This window comes from Citrobacter sp. Ct235, assembly GCF_030332305.1.
Taxonomy (GTDB): Bacteria; Pseudomonadota; Gammaproteobacteria; order Enterobacterales; family Enterobacteriaceae; genus Citrobacter_A; species Citrobacter_A telavivensis.
Genome location: NZ_JAOWIC010000037.1, coordinates 64,381 through 82,346 on the forward strand (window position 1 = coordinate 64,381; position 17,966 = coordinate 82,346).

Consider the following 17,966-nt stretch of genomic DNA (forward strand, 5'->3'; position numbering starts at 1 on the left):
AAAACAATGGAGACTTTAATGGGTCAGGGACGCGCCGCTATCGACATGCTGGTCGATCCCGACAGTTTTCAGGAAAATCAGTTACCGGCGTTTACCCTCCCTTGCGAAGACTACGGTCCTGGTGCGGTGGTGGGTTCTGCGCAACTGGGGGGACGCACCTGCACGGTCATCGCCAATGACGCAATGGCTTTCAATCCGCGCTTTCCGGTGGTCTACGCCGGCATTATCGGCCTAGAAGAGGCGTACAAAATGGCCCGCGCCGTGTATTGCTCGATTGCCGCCGACGCCAATAAACCCATCGCTGACAAACGGACATTGCTGCTGATCGTCGATACCCCGGGGAACGGGCCGGGCAAAGTCGAAGAAATTATTGGTATGAATAAGGCTACGGGGGCTTATCAACTGGCGCTGGCTGAGGCCCGTAAAGCAGGACATCCCGTCATTGCGCTGGTGATCGGTCGTGCCATCAGTGGCGCATTCCTGTGCCACGGCTTACAGGCAGATCGCATTCTGAGTCTCAGCAGCAAATTCAACACGATGATCCACGTTATGCCGCTTACCAGTATTGCGCGCATCACCCGGCAAAGTCTGGAGCGGCTGAGCGAGTTGGCAACCAGTAATCCGGTTTTTGCCGCAGGTCCGCAGTTCTTTTACCATCTCGGCGGTATAGAACAGCAGATCGATGAGCTCGACCAGATGCGCGATGCGCTGCTTCAGCACATGACAGAAATTCGGGCGTTAAAATGCGAAGGGCAGCAACATCTGCTGGGCCCTGAAGGTCGCGGAAGACTCGGTTTCCATCGCGGGGGACGTAAGATTCGTACTGCGGTACAAGCGTTGATGCAGCAGCAGTTCGAGGATGTCGCGGAGCGTTATATCCAGGCGTAAAGCCTGACGGTTTCGCACCAAGGAAAGTGAGCAAGATCTTCGGGGGAATGCATCAGCCGCGTTCCCCCGGGGTAACGCAGGATTCACGGGCTGTCGGTTCACACCGTAGGGAGGTTGCGAATGCAGGATAAACTCAGGATGCTGGAAATGATGGTACAGGAGATCAGTACCGTACCCACACTAGCGCAGATGCCTCAGCGAACCTTAGGTAGCAAGGGCATTGACGGTCCCACCAGCGCGCATGTGATTGAACAGATCCATACGCCGTTAAACCTGGCCTGCGTGACCTTTACCACGGGCTCCAGCGCATTTCAGAACATTGTCGGCATCACGCATGAAGAGATGCCACAGCGGATTGCGGCAGGCCGCAAAGCCTTTCAGCTTGCAGGCATTATGCCTGGCGATCGGATGCTGGTGACCTATGCCCCGCTGATCAACGTCTTTACGCCGGATTCGCTGGTTGAAGCTGGCGTTAGCCACGGCTTTTTGTTGCGTTCCTGCCAGGATGCCCTGCTGCTGGCGCTGATCAAAGAAAATTACCAGGTCGTGCTGGGAGAGTCTTCGTTTCTGCGCGCCACGCTAAAGCAGGCAAAAACGATGGATCTCGCCGGGTTATTGCCTGAAAAACTGTGTCTGCTTGCTGCCGGAACGCCTCTGGATCCGGAATTGCTGGAACTCGCCAGCGAGTTTAATTTTACCGTCCACGATCTCTATGGCAGCCAGGAATTCGGTTGGCTGACGCTGGATGGCCAGTTTCTGCGCGATGATCTGAGTCTGGTGGCGTCTCCGTATGGTCAGGAGTATGTCGAGATGATCGTAGGGGGATTACCGACTGGCGACAGCTTCCCGGTCAGTCCTCAGGGGCATATCTGCAACAGGCAGGGAAAATTACTGACGTATAAAAGACAACGTACGCAGCCAAATTACGAAGTGGTGATAGCAGCTACCCCGTACCATTCGCGCGAACTGATGGAAAGAACCGCTCGCACGCTGCTTCGCATTAAGGGATGTATTGTCAAAGTCGCCACAAATCTGGTGCTCACCGCCGATGTCACCGAATTAAAACTGGTTCCCGGTCAGCCACCGGATGAAACACCGGCTCCGGCGTGCGTGGCGACGATTCGCGGTCCGGTTGCCACCGGACTGTTTGATACGCTGGTACAGGCGCAACTCACTTATGAAAGGAAATCCAAGAGCGATCCGGCGTGGCTAAAACGCCGCTAGCAATTCTGTTGCCAGTGTTAATAAATGCAGGTCGCAATATCGTTACCTTTTAGGTAACCAAACATCATTTATGTTGGCGAAAACCAGGCCGTCTGTCATTGAAATTATTCTTTGAACAGGTAATTATCATCGTAACGATAATAATAAATCGTTTTCAGGATACCAGGTTTTTTGCCTCGTAAATTATTTAATTATTTCTCATAAAAAAAGGATGTCGTTATGTCTGAAATGAAATCAAAAGTACCTGGCATTGTTGAAGAAATCCTGTGTGCTGTGGGTGATAGCGTTGCCAAAGGTCAACAGGTTCTGGTAATGGAAGCCATGAAAATGAAAATGCCCATCCCTGCACATGAAGCCGGTACCATTAAATCTATTTCGGTGAACGTGGGTGACCGTGTTAACCCGGGTTCGCCATTATTTGAGATTGAATCCTAAAATTTAAGCCACGCCGATTTTCTCACACGCCACTGTTTTCAGTGGCGTAACTTTTTTATTCCGTAATTTCCTGTCTGCGTCCCCTGCTGGCCTTTATTTCTGGTTGTGATATTCATTACTTAATTCAGCGCAAAAAAACCGGGATAAGCATCCCGGTAAGAGGCAAATGGTTAATTATCAATAATTATGGCTGTAGCAGTTTCGGCCGATAATCCAGATTCCAGCGTGTTTCTTGTTCGTAGATCTGACCAATGCTCAACACTTCCATATCATGGGCATGAGGCCCAATCAGTTGCATCCCCATCGGCAATCCCTGTGCATTGAAGCCTACTGGAACGCTAAGGGATGGACTACCAATCAGGGTTGCAGGAACCACCACTTCCATATAGCGGTGATACGTATCCATTTGTTTTCCTGCCACTTCCTGCGGTGAGTGTTGAGAAGGATCGAAGGGGAAGATTTGCGCCGTCGGCAGAACAACAATGTCATATTCCGCGAACAGCTTATTGAACGCCTGGTAGATAGTGCTCCGCTGCACGGAGGCGAGGTAGGCATCACGAGCCGTCAATTCCAGTCCACCCTCAACTTCCCAGACCGCCTGCGGTTTCAGCAACGCGCGGGTTTCAGGTTTGTCATACAGTGGACGTAAACCGTTGGAGACAATCCAGTGACGCCAGACCAGCCAGGTCTCCCACATCTGTTCAGCCGTGACATCCAGTTTTACAGGTTCGACACTGTGGCCAAGTTTCTCAAAGACTTTTAAGGCGTTTTCGCAAAGACTCAGGACGCCCTCTTCCATCGGCAGCGCGCCATTTAAATCGGCAAGCCAGCCAATGCGCAGTTTGCGCTCAGGCGGGGTGAATGGTGCCAGAGGTTGACCTAGCGACAGTGGAACTCGCGCATCATAGCCCGACTGGGTTTGCAGCAATCGAGCCGTATCCGCGACGTTACGCCCCATTGGCCCTTCAAGCCCCAACTGGCTCACAAAAACCTCTGGTGTCGGCCCAAAGGGTACGCGTCCCTGACTCGGTCTGAAACCAATGATGTTGTTCCAGGCCGCAGGATTACGCAGCGAACCCATCATGTCACTGCCGTCCGCCACCGGTAGCATCTGCAATGCCAGCGCAACCGCCGCGCCGCCACTGCTGCCTCCCGAAGATTTCGTCTGATCCCAGGCGTTCCAGGTCGTGCCAAAAACGTTATTTATCGTGTTCGAACCCAGCCCAAACTCCGGCGTGTTCGTTTTACCGATAAAAATGGCCCCTTTGTTTCTGATGCGTTCAACCATAACCGAATCGTTAGGCGCGATGAAATCTTTAAAAATAGGAGAACCGTTTGTCAGAGTAATCCCTTTTACCGCAGATAAATCCTTAACGGCATGAGGAAATCCGTGCATCCACCCCATATACTGACCATTGGTCAGTTGTTTATCCTTATTTCTGGCCTGCTCCACTAAATCATCCCGGTCCTGTAAGGAGACAATGGCATTGACTTTTGGGTTAAGGATTTCAATTTTATCCAAATAAGCATTCATGACTTCAACACATGATACCTCCCTGGATTTGATGCTGTCGGAAAGCGCCAGGGCGCTCATTTCCGTAATCGGATTATTGATTTTATTCATGTTGCCCTCTGAAATTGATTTTTCCTGCAAACGCATTCGCGTTTATTTAAGAATATCCATACAACTCCATTCGTTGCAGCAGGATAAGTTGTAGGACAACATTTATTATCAAATTAATCCCATGACGTATTGTGACTGATCTCAACATTAGCATCATGATATTTTCAATCCCGTTACTTTAAATGTAACGCCATTACCTTAAAAGCAACGTTGTAATATTTGTGATTCTCATAACATTTTAGGTAAGTTCGTTTCGATATACATTAAATGACACTTTTAGAAAAAATGCCAGCCCCTGACAGAACCGAATGTATTTAACGTTCTATATACATTCATTGTATTTTTCTCACTCGTGAATTATTTCATAGGTGATGTTAATAAAGGAGTGTTCGTGAATGAAGATCGATGAAGCCGACATCATTGCTATCGTTAATGATCCGATACTTTGGTGGATCGCAATGCCCCTGGGCGCCATTATCCTGGTAATGGCTTCGTTATATATCAGATTGTCTTATAAAAACGCACCAAACGTAGGCTTAACACAGGCCCAATGTACCAAAGGTCTCAGAAGCGGAATTTTCAGTTCCATTGGCCCTTCTATCTCGGTTTTCGTGGTCGTGTTCAGTATGACCGCAATTATCGGTGGCCCTTTAACCTGGATGCGCTTCGTCGGGATTGGGGCGGCACCGGTGGAGCTGGCAGCCATCAATCTGGGAGCCGAAACCTATGGCGCGCCGGTCGGTTCAGAGAATTATAACTTAACCGCGATGGTCTCCGGACTTTACACCGCAATCATCAACAGCTGCGGCTGGATTGTCGTTGGATACTTCTTCATCCACCGGATGGAAAAGGTCAGAGAAAAAATGGGCGGAGGAGACAAAGTCTGGCTGGGGCTCATCTCCGTCACGGCGATGCTGGGACTTTTCGGCTTCCTCTCAACCCCCTTCATCCTCGCCATGAACGATAAAACGGTGGCATGCCTTGCCGGTTTCTTCGCAATGGGCGGGCTGGCGATCCTCGGCAAAAAGATAAGCTGGCTAAAAGAGTATGCCTTAGGAATTGCACTTATCATTGGCATGGTCGCGGCCAGCCTTTATTCATAACGAAGGAAATAAACGATGCAACAGACTAATGATGGTCTCAACTGGACGGCAACATCGATAAGGATAGGACGGATCTGCTTCCTTCTGGCAACGATAACCAGCTTTGCGCCGCTCTTTTACTTTTACATCGTGTATGACGTTTATCCCCCTCTGGAGGTCGCCTTAACCTCCTGGCTGTCGATTGCGATGGTATTTGGCGCATTCTATTTTGTTGAACCTTTTTCCTATTATCCCATCCTGGGATTGACAGGCAGTTATCTGGGGATTCTGTCAGGCAATATCTCTAACGTTCGACTCCCGGCCTCGGCAGCAGCCCAAATGGCCGTCGGTGTAGAAAATGGTTCTAAGCAGGCGGAAATTATCTCCACGCTGGGTATCGCCGGCTCGATTTTTACCAACCTGTTCTTTCTGACCCTTGCCGTTTTAATGGGAGACTGGATATTGTCCGTTTCGCCGCCAGCACTGATTGCTGCGGTTAAAAACTATATTCTGCCGACTATTTTCGGTTGTCTGTACGGGCAGTTTACCGTGATGAAACCAAGGATTGCGCTGTATGCATTACCGGTCACAGCGATCGTCTATATCTTATTCCCGACCCTGCCGGCCTATGTTTACATTATTGTAGCTATCTTCGGCAACATGTTGTTAACCAGAGTGCTCTATAAGAAAAATATTGTTAAGTAATGCCGTGCCGTAAAATATGTGCCTGATAATTATTAGCGCACTATTATAATAGCGGCCAATTTTTAAATTACATAAACGAAACAATCACAACACATTATTTATCGCATTATTTTGCGAGGGACTCTCTATGTTTAAAAAACTTGCACTCCTTCTTTCATCCCTGATGATAGTACCTGCCAGTGCCGTTGAGATATATAACAAAGACGGTAACAGACTGGGAGTTTATGGGAAAATTCAGGCTTCGCATCTGATTTCTGATTATGCGAACGAAAATGGGGATAATACCTATGTCCGATTCGGTTTGCGTGGCGAAACTCAAATTTCCCCGCAGCTCACCGGATATGGTAATTTCCAGATGCAGTTCCAGGCCAATAAATATGAAGGGGAAGATAAACATTCCTGGACGCGCCTGGCCTTTGCCGGTCTTAATTATTCGTCATTAGGTTCTCTCGACTATGGTCGCAACTGGGGGATTATGTACGACCTTGGTGCCTGGACCGATGTTTTACCTGAGTTTGGTGCCGCCACTATTTTCCATACCGATACCTATATGGCACAACGCGCCACGAACCTGGCAACATGGCGTAATCGGGATTTCTTCGGTCTGGTTGATGGGCTCGATGTTGCCCTGCAATATCAGGGAAAAAATAGCGGTACCGAAGGTGAAAACACGACCAATAATAGCCGTATTCTCCAGAAGCAAAACGGCGATGGCTACGGGATGTCGATGACCTATGATTTTGATTTCGGTTTGTCGCTGGGCGGCGTCTATACTCATGCAAACAGAACCGGGGAACAACGACATTATGGCAACCATGTGGCGACCGGCCCTTATGCCGAATCGTTTGTGGTCAGCGCAAAATACCGTTTAGATGGGCTTTATCTGGCCGCGCTGTACGGTGAAACCTCGAATATGACCTCCTTTGGTAGCGGGGTAAATATCGCGAATAAAGTGCATGCCACAGAACTGGTCGCCAAATACCGTTTCAGTAACGGATTCGAACCCTCTATCGGTTACCTGCAGAGTAAAGGAAAAGATCTGAGCGGCTATCGCGGGGATCACGATCTTCTGCAGTTTATCAACCTGGGCGCAATGTATTATTTCAATGATACGCTTGCCGCCTACGCAAACTATAAAATCAATTTACTGGACCGGGATGACTTTACGATGGCGACGAAGCTGAACACCGACGATACCATCGTGTTCGGCTTTGTTTACCAGCTCTAATCCCTTTCTTGCGCGATTAACGTCACATCGTCCCCGCAAGCAAAGCCTGCTTATCGAAGAGCCTGACGTCGTTCAGGCTCTTCCCCAATATTTGTCCCTGCGTCGTCATGAACTCTTTCAAATTAATGCCGTATCCCGTCGGCCATCGCACCTCAACGTCAATCCGCGTGTGATGTGTTTGCTCCAGTTGCAGCAGGCACTGATACACGTCGTGCAACTGCTCGACAGGATAAATATCAATCACAATATCCAGATCGGATTGACCATCCGTATAGTGAAAACCACTGACAATTTCTAATGCCGTCGATCCCCATACCCCCGCTACACACGCCAGGAGAGTAAAGCGCTCCCGCAGATCGGCCAGCGCCATGAGCGCGGGTGTTCGGGGGGCAAATGCTCTTTGCGCTATCTCAAATGGCGTCAGGCGGCAGATCACCTCGTCCGGCATGACGGTGCTGGCGAGGCGTTGGCGCTGACCATTCACGCGTTCAGGGAAACTAAAACCCAGCGCAATTTCGTTTTGCGATTCCCCTTCGACAGGACGGCGCACAATGCCAGGCAGTTCTCCCGCCACAAACGCCTGCTGCCAGGTAACCCGTGATGTCTGCCACCGAGAAAAAATGCGCTTAGCCGCCGGAATGCTAATGTGCAGTAAATCATGACGCTGGAGCATGTATCCCTCCTCTGGCTTTTTGAAATATACCCAAAATCTATCCCATAGCCGGGAATCGTCAATTACGCGTCGGGTGCTTTCATTACGCAAAAGGTAAACGAGAAAAAAGAGGATGGAAGGGACAGCGATCGCGGGATCGCACAGACCTTTTCGCAGGCCTGTTAACGCCGGATAGCCTGACAGGCAGGTAAGACAATTTCAGACGAAAAAAAACCGCATCACCTCAACAGCGATACGGTTTCTTATCATCACAGAGTGTACTTAAACACCCAGTGAACAGAATTTGGCGGAACGGACGGGACTCGAACCCGCGACCCCCTGCGTGACAGGCAGGTATTCTAACCAACTGAACTACCGCTCCGCGTTGTTCCACTTGGGAACGAAGCGAATATTACGGATTGCCATGCACCGCGTCAACGCTTTTTCTCGCGTTTTTAATCGTTTGCTGTAAAAATCGCCCGGGCGACGATTTTTACCTCATAAACAGGCTTTCTACGCCCGCCAGAGGCAACTTCCCCCTTTCTTTTCCACCAGGTCGAGGCGCGATTCATGGGCCGCAACTTCCTCATCAGTGGCGAAAACGACGCGTAACTTGTTGGCCTGACGCACAAGGCGCTGTATCCCCGTATTGCCCTGCTGCTGGGCTTCACCTTCCATCGAAAACGCCATCGTCGTCTGACCACCGGTCATCATCAGATAAACATCGGCCAGAATCTGGGCATCAAGCAATGCGCCGTGCAGCGTACGTTTGCTGTTGTCTATCTCATAACGCGAGCACAACGCATCCAGACTGTTACGCTTACCAGGAAACATCTTCCTCGCCAGCGCCAGACTATCCGTGACTTTACAGAAGGTGTTCGTTTTCGGGATATCGCGATTGAGCTTGCCGAACTCGTAGTCCATAAAGCCGATATCAAACGACGCGTTATGAATGACCAACTCCGCCCCGCGGATATAGTCGAGAAACTCATCCGCCACCTCGGCAAACGTCGGCTTATCCAGCAGAAACTCATCCGCAATCCCGTGTACGCCGAACGCTTCCGGATCCACCAGCCGGTCGGGCTTCAGATAGACATGGAAGTTATTTCCCGTCAGACGGCGGTTCACCACCTCGACAGCACCGATCTCAATGATCTTGTGCCCTTCGTAGTGCGCGCCAATCTGGTTCATACCGGTGGTTTCGGTATCGAGAACGATCTGTCGTGTAATTGCAGTGCTCATAGCGGTCATTTATGTCAGACTTGTCGTTTTACGGTTCGATTCAATTACAGGAAGTCTACCAGAGATGCTTAAACAGGTAGAAATTTTCACCGACGGTTCGTGCCTGGGCAATCCAGGTCCGGGCGGTTACGGTGCAATTTTACGCTATCGCGGACGCGAAAAAACCTTTAATGAGGGCTATACCCTCACGACCAATAATCGCATGGAACTAATGGCAGCGATAGTCGCCCTGGAAGCCCTGAAAGAACAGTGCGAAGTCATTTTGAGCACCGACAGCCAGTATGTGCGCCAGGGGATCACCCAATGGATCCACAACTGGAAAAAACGCGGCTGGAAAACCGCCGACAAAAAGCCGGTAAAAAACGTCGATCTCTGGAAACGTCTTGATGCCGCGCTCGGTCAGCATCAGATCAAATGGGAATGGGTAAAAGGCCATGCTGGTCATCCGGAAAACGAGCGTTGTGATGAACTTGCCCGTGCCGCCGCCATGAACCCAACCCAGGAAGATGTAGGCTATCAGCCCGAAGCCTAAACGTCCGGCTTGCGATACTGCCGGGTCGCGCCGACGGCCTGAGGTATACGCGCTTTCGCTTTGCTCTGTTTCATCGGATTAAGCGTAAGTGGAATCGTTCGCTTACGCGCGACAATCACCTGCATACAGCCCAGCGCGGGAAGGTGTGCGCTTAACATCTTTCCCCCCTGCTTTTTCCACGGCAATACGTGAAAACGGCTATAGTACAGCACCTCAAAATTCAGCAGCGACAGCCAGTCCAGTTGCCGCATCAGTGTAAACATACGACTATTATAAGGCGAAGATTTACGCAGTACCGGCACCAGTTTGCGCAGTCCCATCAGGCTGACCGGGTTGAATCCGCTCAGCACCAGCCAGCCATCATCAATGAGTACCCGATCGGCTTCACGCAACAGGCGATGGGGATCGGTGCACCAGGGCAGCGTGTGCGCCAGCAGACAGACATCGACAGATTTATCGGCAAAAGGTAGATGTAGCGGGTCGGCCTGAACCTGGACCGGCGAGCCTTTGGCAGAAACATTAACCTGATGTGAAACCGCACAGGCTTCTGAGTTGATTTCCGCACTCAAATTGCCCACCTTAAGCAGGTGAAAACCATACATTTTTGCAAACCACGGGTTAAGCTGCTTTTCCAGCGCCTCACGATAGTACTCTCCCCAGGGCAAATCGCTCCAGCGATCGGGTGCTACGACTGTTTGAGGGTTCCTTGCCGGTTTCATCACAACCATCCGTTATGCATAGATAGAGAGGTAATTTATGAATCTTAACAGTATTCCGGCGTTTCAGGACAATTACATCTGGGTTCTGAGTAATGATGAAGGACGTTGCCTGATCGTGGACCCGGGTGACGCCGCGCCGGTGTTAAAAGCCATTGCCGAAAACCAGTGGCAGCCAGAGGCCATTTTACTCACCCACCATCATCACGACCACGTCGGTGGCGTGAAAGAACTGGTACAGAACTTTCCTAAACTAGTGGTTTATGGACCGGCAGAGACACAAGATAAGGGGGTCACTCATATAGTCGAAGATGGCGATTCCGCCCTCATTTTGGGGCATGAATTTACTGTATTTGCTACACCCGGTCACACTTTAGGACATATCTGTTACTTCAGCCATCCTTATCTTTTCTGCGGTGATACGCTGTTCTCCGGCGGCTGTGGACGCTTGTTCGAAGGTACAGCTAGTCAGATGTATCAATCACTTAAAAAAATATCCGCACTTCCTGACGATACACTTATTTGTTGCGCCCACGAGTATACTTTAGAAAATTTAACGTTTGCACTGAGCATACTACCGCACGATTCGTACATAAATGATTATTATCGTAAAGTTAATGAGTTACGGGTAAAAAAACAAATAACACTCCCCGTTATTCTGAAAAATGAGCGGAAAAATAATATTTTTTTAAGAACAGAAGATATTGATTTAATTAATGAAATTAACAAAGAAACAATATTGCAACACCCTGAAGAGCGATTTGCCTGGTTAAGGTCAAAGAAAGACAGCTTCTGATAATTCCGGGTTGCCTTTTCAAAACTTCGCCGTTATGATCGGTCGTCTTTTAAGCAACTATTGACACACACATGAAGGCAAAAGCGATCTTACTCGCCTCTGTCCTGCTCGTGGGTTGCCAGTCGTCTCAAAACGCCGGCAATGTCCAACAGCACGCACAGAGCCTTTCTGCAGCTGGTCAAGGGGAAGCAGGAAAGTTTACGAGTCAGGCACGATGGATGGACGATGGGACGTCCCTCGCGCCGGATCAAGACCTGTGGGCTTTCATTGGCGACGAGCTAAAGATGGGAATTCCGGAAAATGACCGGATTCGCGAACAAAAACAGAAATATTTACGCAATAAGAGCTATCTCCACGATGTAACTTTACGGGCAGAGCCGTATATGTACTGGATAGCCGGGCAAGTTAAGAAACGTAACATGCCGATGGAACTGGTACTACTACCCATAGTGGAGAGCGCTTTTGATCCTCACGCGACGTCTGGCGCCAATGCCGCAGGCATCTGGCAGATCATTCCGAGCACGGGGCGCAATTATGGTTTAAAACAGACCCGCAGTTATGACGCGCGTCGCGATGTTGTGGCTTCCACAACCGCAGCGCTCGACATGATGCAGCGTCTGAACAAAATGTTTGACGGCGACTGGCTGTTGACCGTTGCGGCTTATAATAGCGGCGAAGGTCGGGTCATGAAGGCGATTAAAACGAACAAAGCGCGTGGGAAATCCACCGATTTCTGGTCGTTGCCATTGCCTCAGGAAACGAAGCTGTACGTGCCAAAAATGCTGGCTCTGAGTGATATTCTCAAGAACAGCAAACGTTATGGCGTACGTCTGCCAACCACAGACGAAAGCCGTGCACTGGCGCGTGTTCGTTTAAGCAGTCCAGTCGAAATGGCGCAGGTTGCCGATATGGCGGGTATTCCCGTCAGCAAGCTGAAGACATTTAATGCTGGTGTGAAAGGCTCCACGTTGGGCGCAAGCGGCCCGCAATACGTGATGGTACCAAAGAAGCATGCAGAGAAATTGCGTGAATCTCTGGCAGCCGGCGAAATTGCAGCCGTACAGTCTACGTTGGTGGCAGATAACACTCCGCTGAACAGCCGTAGCTATACCGTTCGTTCTGGCGATACGCTTTCTGGCATTGCTTCACGTCTTGGCGTAAGCACGAAGGATCTGCAGCAGTGGAACAAACTGCGCGGTTCAACGCTGAAAGTGGGCCAAAGTCTGACGGTTGGTGCAGGTAACAGTGCACAACTGCTGGCTAAAAACAGCGACAGTATTACCTATCGTGTACGTAAGGGCGATTCGCTTTCGAGCATTGCCAAACGTCACGGCGTTAACATCAAAGATGTCATGCGCTGGAACAACGATACGGACAATCTGAAGCCCGGCGATCAACTGACGTTGTTTGTGAAAAACAACAACACGCCAGACTCCTGATAGCTCGCAATATTAAAAGGCACCGATTTCCCCCGGTGCCTTTCTTATTTATGCTGCTTTATGCGCTTCGGCCATGATTGTATCGCTGGTAAACGATCCCTCGTCCTGTAAGGCGAAGTAGGTTTTCACCTCTGCGGAGGCACTCACCTGATAGAGGCGAATGGCGTCCACCAGTTCAGCAGGCGTACGCATTCTCGCCACCCATGAACTGAATTCCAGTGGCAAACGATCGGTTATCAACGAATCGACAATCAGGTTCGCGTCATTCATCAGTGCCAACCACTCACCGCTGGAATAGTTGCGAACGTGCGAGGTGTCGCGCAAGGCTTCAACCGTCTGTAACCAGACATCGCGGACCGGATGCCCTGGGGACATCACATCCATAATAATCAACACACCGCCCGGTTTTAATACCCGATTGACTTCACGCAGCGCTCTGCCGACATCATGCCAGTGATGCGCCGAGTAACGACTGATGACAACATCAAAGACGCCATCCTCAAAAGGCAGGCTTTCAGCATATCCCTGCTTTGTGGTGATGTTGGCTAATCCCTTCTCTTTTGCCGCCTGTGTAACGACCTCGAGCATCTGCGAAGATAAATCGTAAGCCACCACCTGTTTCACATTCTGAGCGGCGATAAAGCTGGCATGCCCGGCGCCACAGCCCATGTCCAGTACGCTGGCCTGTGGGAAGGCAGACAGACGCTCAGCCAGTCGCTGTAAGTCGCGACCAGACGCATGCACGGCACTGGTTAAATAGGCGTTAGCCTGGGAGCCAAACTGCTTTTCGACGTTGTCGTGGTGGGAGTGTGTTGTCATTATGCTGTCCTTGGTTGTTTGCAAGATAAAGGGCAGCACCACTACAGGTCTGCCCCAACGGCAGACCTGACACACCTTACTGCTCAGGTTTGCCGGGACTGAATTCAACGAGTAGCGGATTGTGATCGGATGCGCGCGTGACCAGTACAGAAGCCTCGCTGACGTTCAGGCCACGATAAAAAACAAAATCCAGCGGGCGACCAAACGCGCGACGGCGCTGATCGTCAGTAAAACGTACCTGCCGCAGCGACATTTCACGCGCGAAGCGATATAGCGCATTCATGCGGCGTCGGCTCCAGGCATTGAAATCTCCGGCCATAATCACCGGCCCACTGTGATGCGCAATCTGGTCACCGATTGGAAGTAACTGCTTACTATACACATCGACCCCCAGACTAAAGTTAACCGCATGAATGTTAACGACCATCAACAGTCGCGTATCTGGTAACGGATAGACGGTAACCAGCGCCGACTTCGCCAGTCGCAGGATAGGTTCACGCTCGCGAAGCGGGCAACAGTACACGGGATGCGCAGATGAGAGCGTCATCACGCCTGACGGATGCTGTGGCAGAACAAATGCCGGAACCTGATCGGCTGCCAGATAATTCGCCGTCGCAAACCTCACCAGCTCCGGCGTCGTCTGTGCTTCCTGTAACAACACCAGGTGCGCATCTTTGCCAAAATTCTTCAGCACCGAAAGCCATTCCGCTCGCTGCTGCTTAAAAATATTCCACACCAGGATGCGGATCCGATCTTCACTGCTTAACGGCGCCCCGGCGGGTAATGCCTGGCCGATGCTCGAAAATGACCCTGGCGGCAAAATCCGCTCAGCGGGTTGTCCGGCAACATAGCGCATGGCATAGGTGTTTTTTCGCACTTTGACTTTAAAACCTCTGTAACGTCAACCAGTCCGGTGCCGGACTGGTTCTTCTGTTATAGGGATTTTAGCTCACACTTTCAACGACCAATTGCAGATTGTTTTGTAAGCATGCGCTTACATCAAGACCTTAGCCCAGCACGGCAACGCGAGCGGGTTTATCCAGTCGACCGCTAACGCCTGTCAACAGAAAGGCCCCCAACACAATCAACGCCCCAATCCACGGAGTCTGTGCCAAACCAAAGTGTTCCACCGTTTGTCCACCGACAACGGAACCAATCGCAATCCCGATGTTAAAGGCCGCGATGTTAAGTCCGGATGCCACATCTACCGCGTTCGGCGTAAATTGCTCGGCTTTTTGCACCACATAGACCTGCAGGCCCGGTACATTACCGAAGGCGAAGATCCCCATCACCAGTACTGTTGCCAGCGCGACGTACTGCATAGAGGCAGTAAACTGAAAGACGATCAGCAGGACAAACAGTGCGGCGAAAATGAGTTTCAGTGCAGGCACCGCGCCATGTTTATCCGCCAGTTTTCCTCCCCAGATGTTGCCTACCGCCACCGATACGCCATAGCCTAATAAGATCCAGCTCACCGCGGCAGGTGAGAAACCGGCCAGATCCTGCATTATCGGTGCCAGAAAGGTAAACGCGGTAAAGACGCCGCCATAGCCCAACGCAGTGATCGCATAGATGATCAGCAAACGTGGGTGCGTTAAGACGCTCATCTGGTCACGCAGTGTCGCCGCCGCGCGCCCTGGGATGTTCGCTGGAATAAGCCACTGGCTGCTGATCAATGCAATAACACCTAACACTGAAACCGCCAGGAACGTTTCGCGCCAGCCAAAATGCTGACCGATGAACGTCCCCAGAGGAACCCCGGTTACCAGAGCAACAGTCAGACCACCAAACATAATAGCGATAGCTGAAGCCGCTTTCTCTTTTGCCACCAGACTGGTGGCAATGGTGGAACCAATGGAGAAGAACACGCCATGAGCCAGACCGGTAAGCAAACGGGCCGCAATCAAGGTCATATAGCCAGGTGCCTGCCACGCCAGCAAATTTCCCGCCGTGAACAGCACCATCAACGCAACCAGCAACTGCTTACGCGGCAGTCGCCCGGTCAACGCCGTTAGTACCGGTGCACCAATCGCCACGCCCAGAGCGTAGATGGAAACCAGCATTCCTGCAGAAGGCAGGGAGATGGCCAATTGTTCGGCAATTGTCGGCACCAGACCCACAATCACAAATTCGGTTGTGCCAATAGCAAAGGCACTTATTGTTAGCGCAAATAACGCGAGAGGCATAAATCACTCCATATCATCAGTATTCGGATGACACGCAGTATGCCGGGATGTTTTAATAACAAAAATATCCAAAATATCAATATAATTTTGCTTCAGGTGCAAAAATGAAAGCAACCTCAGAAGAACTCGCCATTTTTGTTTCCGTGGTAGAAAGCGGAAGTTTCAGCCGGGCGGCGGAACAGTTAGGTCAGGCAAACTCTGCGGTAAGCCGGGCGGTCAAAAAGCTGGAAATGAAGCTCGGCGTGAGTTTACTCAACCGGACGACGCGGCAACTCAGTCTGACAGAAGAAGGCGAACGTTATTTTCGCCGCGTCCAGTCTTTGTTACAGGAGATGGCGGCAGCAGAGACGGAAATCATGGAGACACGCAATACTCCACGCGGTGTGCTGCGTATTGACGCCGCCACGCCGGTGATGCTGCACTTTCTGATGCCGTTAATAAAGCCTTTCCGCGAACGTTATCCGGAAATTACCCTTTCTCTTGTCTCCTCTGAAACCTTCATCAACCTGATCGAGAGGAAAGTCGATGTTGCAATCCGGGTGGGCACGCTGACGGATTCCAGTCTGCGCGCCCGACCGCTATTTACCAGCTATCGGAAGATTATCGCCTCGCCAGACTACCTTGAACACTTTGGTAGGCCAGAAACGGTCGAAGAACTGAAGGAACACCTGTGTCTGGGCTTCACCGAACCCGTGTCGCTAAACACCTGGCCCATTGCCTGCAACGATGGCCAACTTCACGAGATTGCATGTGGAATTTCGTCAAACAGCGGCGAAACGCTTAAACAACTATGCCTCAGTGGAAACGGCATTGCCTGCCTGTCAGACTATATGATTGATCGGGAAATCGCACGGGGTGAACTGGTGGAACTGATGGCAGATAAACGCTTGCCTGTGGAGATGCCGTTCAGCGCGGTCTATTACAGCGATCGTGCCGTGAGTACGCGTATTCGAGCCTTTATCGACTTTCTGAGTGAACATATAAAAACAGCTCCCGGAGGAGCTGTCAAAGAGGGTTAAAGGCACTCAGGGGTTACTCTATTAATCCCACTGTGGCGCCAGACCTTCCGGGCTTACCAGACGATCGTTGCAATCCAGAGCAGCGATCGCTTTTTTATCTTCGGCATCTAACGTCAGATCCAACGCCAGCAGGTTGCTCGCCAGGTTTTCACGCTTAGTCGATGACGGAATGACCGAATAACCTTCCCCCATTGCCCATGCCAGGATCACCTGGGCAGCAGTGGCATTGTGTTTCGTTGCGATACGGGCAATCACATCATCTTTCAGTGCCTTACCATACGCCAGCGTCATGTAAGAGGTGATGTGGATACCGTGCTCCTTCGCCCAGTTAACCACTTTGCCATTTTGCAGGTATGGGGACAGTTCGATCTGGTTGGTCGCGATATTTTCAGCGCCAACCGCAGCAATGGCTTTTTCCATCAGCGGAATGGTGAAGTTAGAGATACCGATTTCACGCGTCAGCCCCTGCTTTTTCGCTTCCAGCAGCGCCTGCATGAATTCTTCAACCGATACGGCATCGTTTGGAGAAGGCCAGTGGATCAGCGTCAAATCTACATAATCAGTACGCAGTTTTTTCAGGCTCTCTTTCAGGCTGGGGATCAGCTTGTCTTTGCTCAGATTCTCAATCCAGATCTTGGTCGTGATGTACAGTTCATTGCGCGGAACACCGCTCTCAGCAATCGCCTGACCAACTGCAGCTTCATTATCATAGATTTGTGCAGTATCGACAGCGCGGTAACCGAGCTCCAGAGCCGTTTTTACAGATGCAATAACCACATCGTCCTTAAGACGGAAGGTACCTAAACCGAATGCAGGGATAGTCATCATAATTCCTCTTTAATTCATCGTGTTCGTTAACTGAGAGGATTATGATGTTTTACGTTGTGCGGAAAAAGAGCGGAAAAAGCAGAGGATTTTTGCGTTTTTAGCAATAATGGGATTTCAGACAAAGAAAAAGCCCTGAGCGTTAACTCAGGGCTCTTAATAAGTGGCGGAACGGACGGGACTCGAACCCGCGACCCCCTGCGTGACAGGCAGGTATTCTAACCAACTGAACTACCGCTCCACCGAATTTTTCTACAACCACTGATTTTTACACCAGTTTACTGCTTAATTTGATGCCTGGCAGTTCCCTACTCTCACATGGGGAGACCCCACACTACCATCGGCGCTACGGCGTTTCACTTCTGAGTTCGGCATGGGGTCAGGTGGGACCACCGCGCTACAGCCGCCAGGCAAATTCTTGGTGCTCAAAACGAATCTTTTACCCTGATGCTGCGTTGCCTTCGCTCGTAAACGCAGTCACATACTCCTGTATGCTCCTTCCTTTACTTCGCTTGCCGCCTTGCCTCAGCGCAAAATCTTTCGTTTTCGCTAAT

Annotated in this window: 18 protein-coding genes, 2 tRNA genes and 1 rRNA gene; 10 read left to right on the forward strand and 11 right to left on the reverse strand. The window is 50.7% G+C overall.

Going from position 1 to position 17,966, the window contains the following annotated elements; genetic code table 11:
- Positions 1 to 6: 6 nt before the first annotated feature.
- The 3 genes from mdcE (at position 7) to OGY35_RS04205 (ending at position 2,547) form a co-directional block, all read left to right on the forward strand.
- Complete coding sequence (mdcE, locus tag OGY35_RS04195; protein ID WP_152405788.1) at positions 7 to 888, forward strand: biotin-independent malonate decarboxylase subunit gamma; 882 nt, start codon at positions 7 to 9, stop codon at positions 886 to 888.
- 120 nt (positions 889 to 1,008) lie between these two features.
- Positions 1,009 to 2,112, forward strand: coding sequence for an acyl carrier protein (locus tag OGY35_RS04200; RefSeq protein ID WP_286631493.1), 1,104 nt, complete (start codon positions 1,009 to 1,011; stop codon positions 2,110 to 2,112).
- Between the two features lie 219 nt (positions 2,113 to 2,331).
- Positions 2,332 to 2,547: an acyl-CoA carboxylase biotin carboxyl carrier protein subunit gene (locus OGY35_RS04205; RefSeq protein ID WP_152405790.1), complete on the forward strand. Its 216-nt coding sequence runs from the start codon at positions 2,332 to 2,334 to the stop codon at positions 2,545 to 2,547.
- Between the two features lie 184 nt (positions 2,548 to 2,731).
- Here OGY35_RS04205 and OGY35_RS04210 read toward each other — a convergent pair whose 3' ends face one another.
- Positions 2,732 to 4,171: an amidase gene (locus tag OGY35_RS04210; RefSeq protein WP_286631494.1), complete on the reverse strand. Its 1,440-nt coding sequence runs from the start codon at positions 4,169 to 4,171 to the stop codon at positions 2,732 to 2,734.
- Between the two features lie 395 nt (positions 4,172 to 4,566).
- On the opposite strand from OGY35_RS04210, the gene OGY35_RS04215 reads away from it, so the two are divergent.
- From OGY35_RS04215 to OGY35_RS04225, 3 genes are all read left to right on the forward strand, one after another.
- The gene (locus tag OGY35_RS04215) at positions 4,567 to 5,274 is read left to right on the forward strand and encodes a DUF5058 family protein (RefSeq protein WP_152405792.1); all 708 of its coding nucleotides are present in this window, start codon (positions 4,567 to 4,569) and stop codon (positions 5,272 to 5,274) included.
- A 15-nt stretch (positions 5,275 to 5,289) separates the two neighbouring features.
- Entirely contained in the window at positions 5,290 to 5,958 is a 669-nt protein-coding gene (locus OGY35_RS04220) for a hypothetical protein (RefSeq protein WP_132731142.1), read from the forward strand.
- Between the two features lie 127 nt (positions 5,959 to 6,085).
- On the forward strand, positions 6,086 to 7,186 hold the full coding sequence (locus OGY35_RS04225) for a porin (protein WP_286631495.1): 1,101 nt from the start codon (positions 6,086 to 6,088) through the stop codon (positions 7,184 to 7,186).
- Between the two features lie 22 nt (positions 7,187 to 7,208).
- On the opposite strand, the gene mdcG is transcribed toward OGY35_RS04225, so the two are convergent.
- From mdcG to dnaQ, 3 genes are all read right to left on the reverse strand, one after another.
- Positions 7,209 to 7,859 (reverse strand): malonate decarboxylase holo-[acyl-carrier-protein] synthase, encoded by a 651-nt coding sequence (gene mdcG / locus OGY35_RS04230; protein ID WP_286631497.1) that lies wholly within the window; start codon positions 7,857 to 7,859, stop codon positions 7,209 to 7,211.
- Positions 7,860 to 8,143: 284 nt separating this feature from the next.
- Positions 8,144 to 8,220: transfer RNA gene (locus OGY35_RS04235), tRNA-Asp, on the reverse strand.
- 131 nt (positions 8,221 to 8,351) lie between these two features.
- On the reverse strand, positions 8,352 to 9,080 hold the full coding sequence (gene dnaQ / locus OGY35_RS04240; protein WP_286631498.1) for a DNA polymerase III subunit epsilon: 729 nt from the start codon (positions 9,078 to 9,080) through the stop codon (positions 8,352 to 8,354).
- A gap of 64 nt (positions 9,081 to 9,144) precedes the next feature.
- On the opposite strand from dnaQ, the gene rnhA reads away from it, so the two are divergent.
- Complete coding sequence (gene rnhA, locus OGY35_RS04245; RefSeq protein ID WP_046475879.1) at positions 9,145 to 9,612, forward strand: ribonuclease HI; 468 nt, start codon at positions 9,145 to 9,147, stop codon at positions 9,610 to 9,612.
- Here rnhA and OGY35_RS04250 read toward each other — a convergent pair.
- Entirely contained in the window at positions 9,609 to 10,331 is a 723-nt protein-coding gene (locus OGY35_RS04250; protein ID WP_152405796.1) for a class I SAM-dependent methyltransferase, read from the reverse strand. The genes rnhA and OGY35_RS04250 overlap by 4 nt on opposite strands.
- 37 nt (positions 10,332 to 10,368) lie before the next feature.
- On the opposite strand from OGY35_RS04250, the gene gloB reads away from it, so the two are divergent.
- A complete protein-coding gene (gloB, locus tag OGY35_RS04255; RefSeq protein WP_286631499.1) occupies positions 10,369 to 11,124 on the forward strand; it encodes a hydroxyacylglutathione hydrolase in 756 nt (251 codons plus the stop codon).
- A gap of 71 nt (positions 11,125 to 11,195) precedes the next feature.
- Positions 11,196 to 12,563 carry a murein transglycosylase D gene (gene mltD / locus OGY35_RS04260; protein ID WP_152405798.1) on the forward strand — a complete coding sequence of 456 codons (1,368 nt, stop codon included), beginning with the start codon at positions 11,196 to 11,198 and terminating at the stop codon, positions 12,561 to 12,563.
- 48 nt (positions 12,564 to 12,611) lie between these two features.
- Here the strand turns inward: mltD and OGY35_RS04265 are convergent, their stop codons facing one another.
- The 3 genes from OGY35_RS04265 to OGY35_RS04275 all read right to left on the reverse strand — a co-directional run bounded on the left by OGY35_RS04265 (position 12,612) and on the right by OGY35_RS04275 (position 15,568).
- Positions 12,612 to 13,382 (reverse strand): class I SAM-dependent methyltransferase, encoded by a 771-nt coding sequence (locus OGY35_RS04265; protein ID WP_286631500.1) that lies wholly within the window; start codon positions 13,380 to 13,382, stop codon positions 12,612 to 12,614.
- A 76-nt stretch (positions 13,383 to 13,458) separates the two neighbouring features.
- On the reverse strand, positions 13,459 to 14,259 hold the full coding sequence (locus OGY35_RS04270) for an endonuclease/exonuclease/phosphatase family protein (RefSeq protein ID WP_046475869.1): 801 nt from the start codon (positions 14,257 to 14,259) through the stop codon (positions 13,459 to 13,461).
- A gap of 130 nt (positions 14,260 to 14,389) precedes the next feature.
- Entirely contained in the window at positions 14,390 to 15,568 is a 1,179-nt protein-coding gene (locus tag OGY35_RS04275; RefSeq protein WP_286631501.1) for an MFS transporter, read from the reverse strand.
- 104 nt (positions 15,569 to 15,672) lie between these two features.
- Here OGY35_RS04275 and yafC point away from each other — a divergent pair, with 104 nt between their 5' ends.
- Entirely contained in the window at positions 15,673 to 16,587 is a 915-nt protein-coding gene (gene yafC / locus OGY35_RS04280) for a DNA-binding transcriptional regulator YafC (protein ID WP_286631502.1), read from the forward strand.
- A gap of 21 nt (positions 16,588 to 16,608) precedes the next feature.
- Here yafC and dkgB read toward each other — a convergent pair whose 3' ends face one another.
- The 3 genes from dkgB to rrf form a co-directional block, all read right to left on the reverse strand.
- Positions 16,609 to 17,412 (reverse strand): 2,5-didehydrogluconate reductase DkgB, encoded by an 804-nt coding sequence (gene dkgB / locus OGY35_RS04285; RefSeq protein ID WP_152405802.1) that lies wholly within the window; start codon positions 17,410 to 17,412, stop codon positions 16,609 to 16,611.
- Positions 17,413 to 17,576: 164 nt separating this feature from the next.
- Positions 17,577 to 17,653 (reverse strand) — tRNA-Asp (locus tag OGY35_RS04290).
- A 54-nt stretch (positions 17,654 to 17,707) separates the two neighbouring features.
- Positions 17,708 to 17,823 (reverse strand): 5S ribosomal RNA (gene rrf / locus OGY35_RS04295).
- Positions 17,824 to 17,966: the final 143 nt, after the last annotated feature.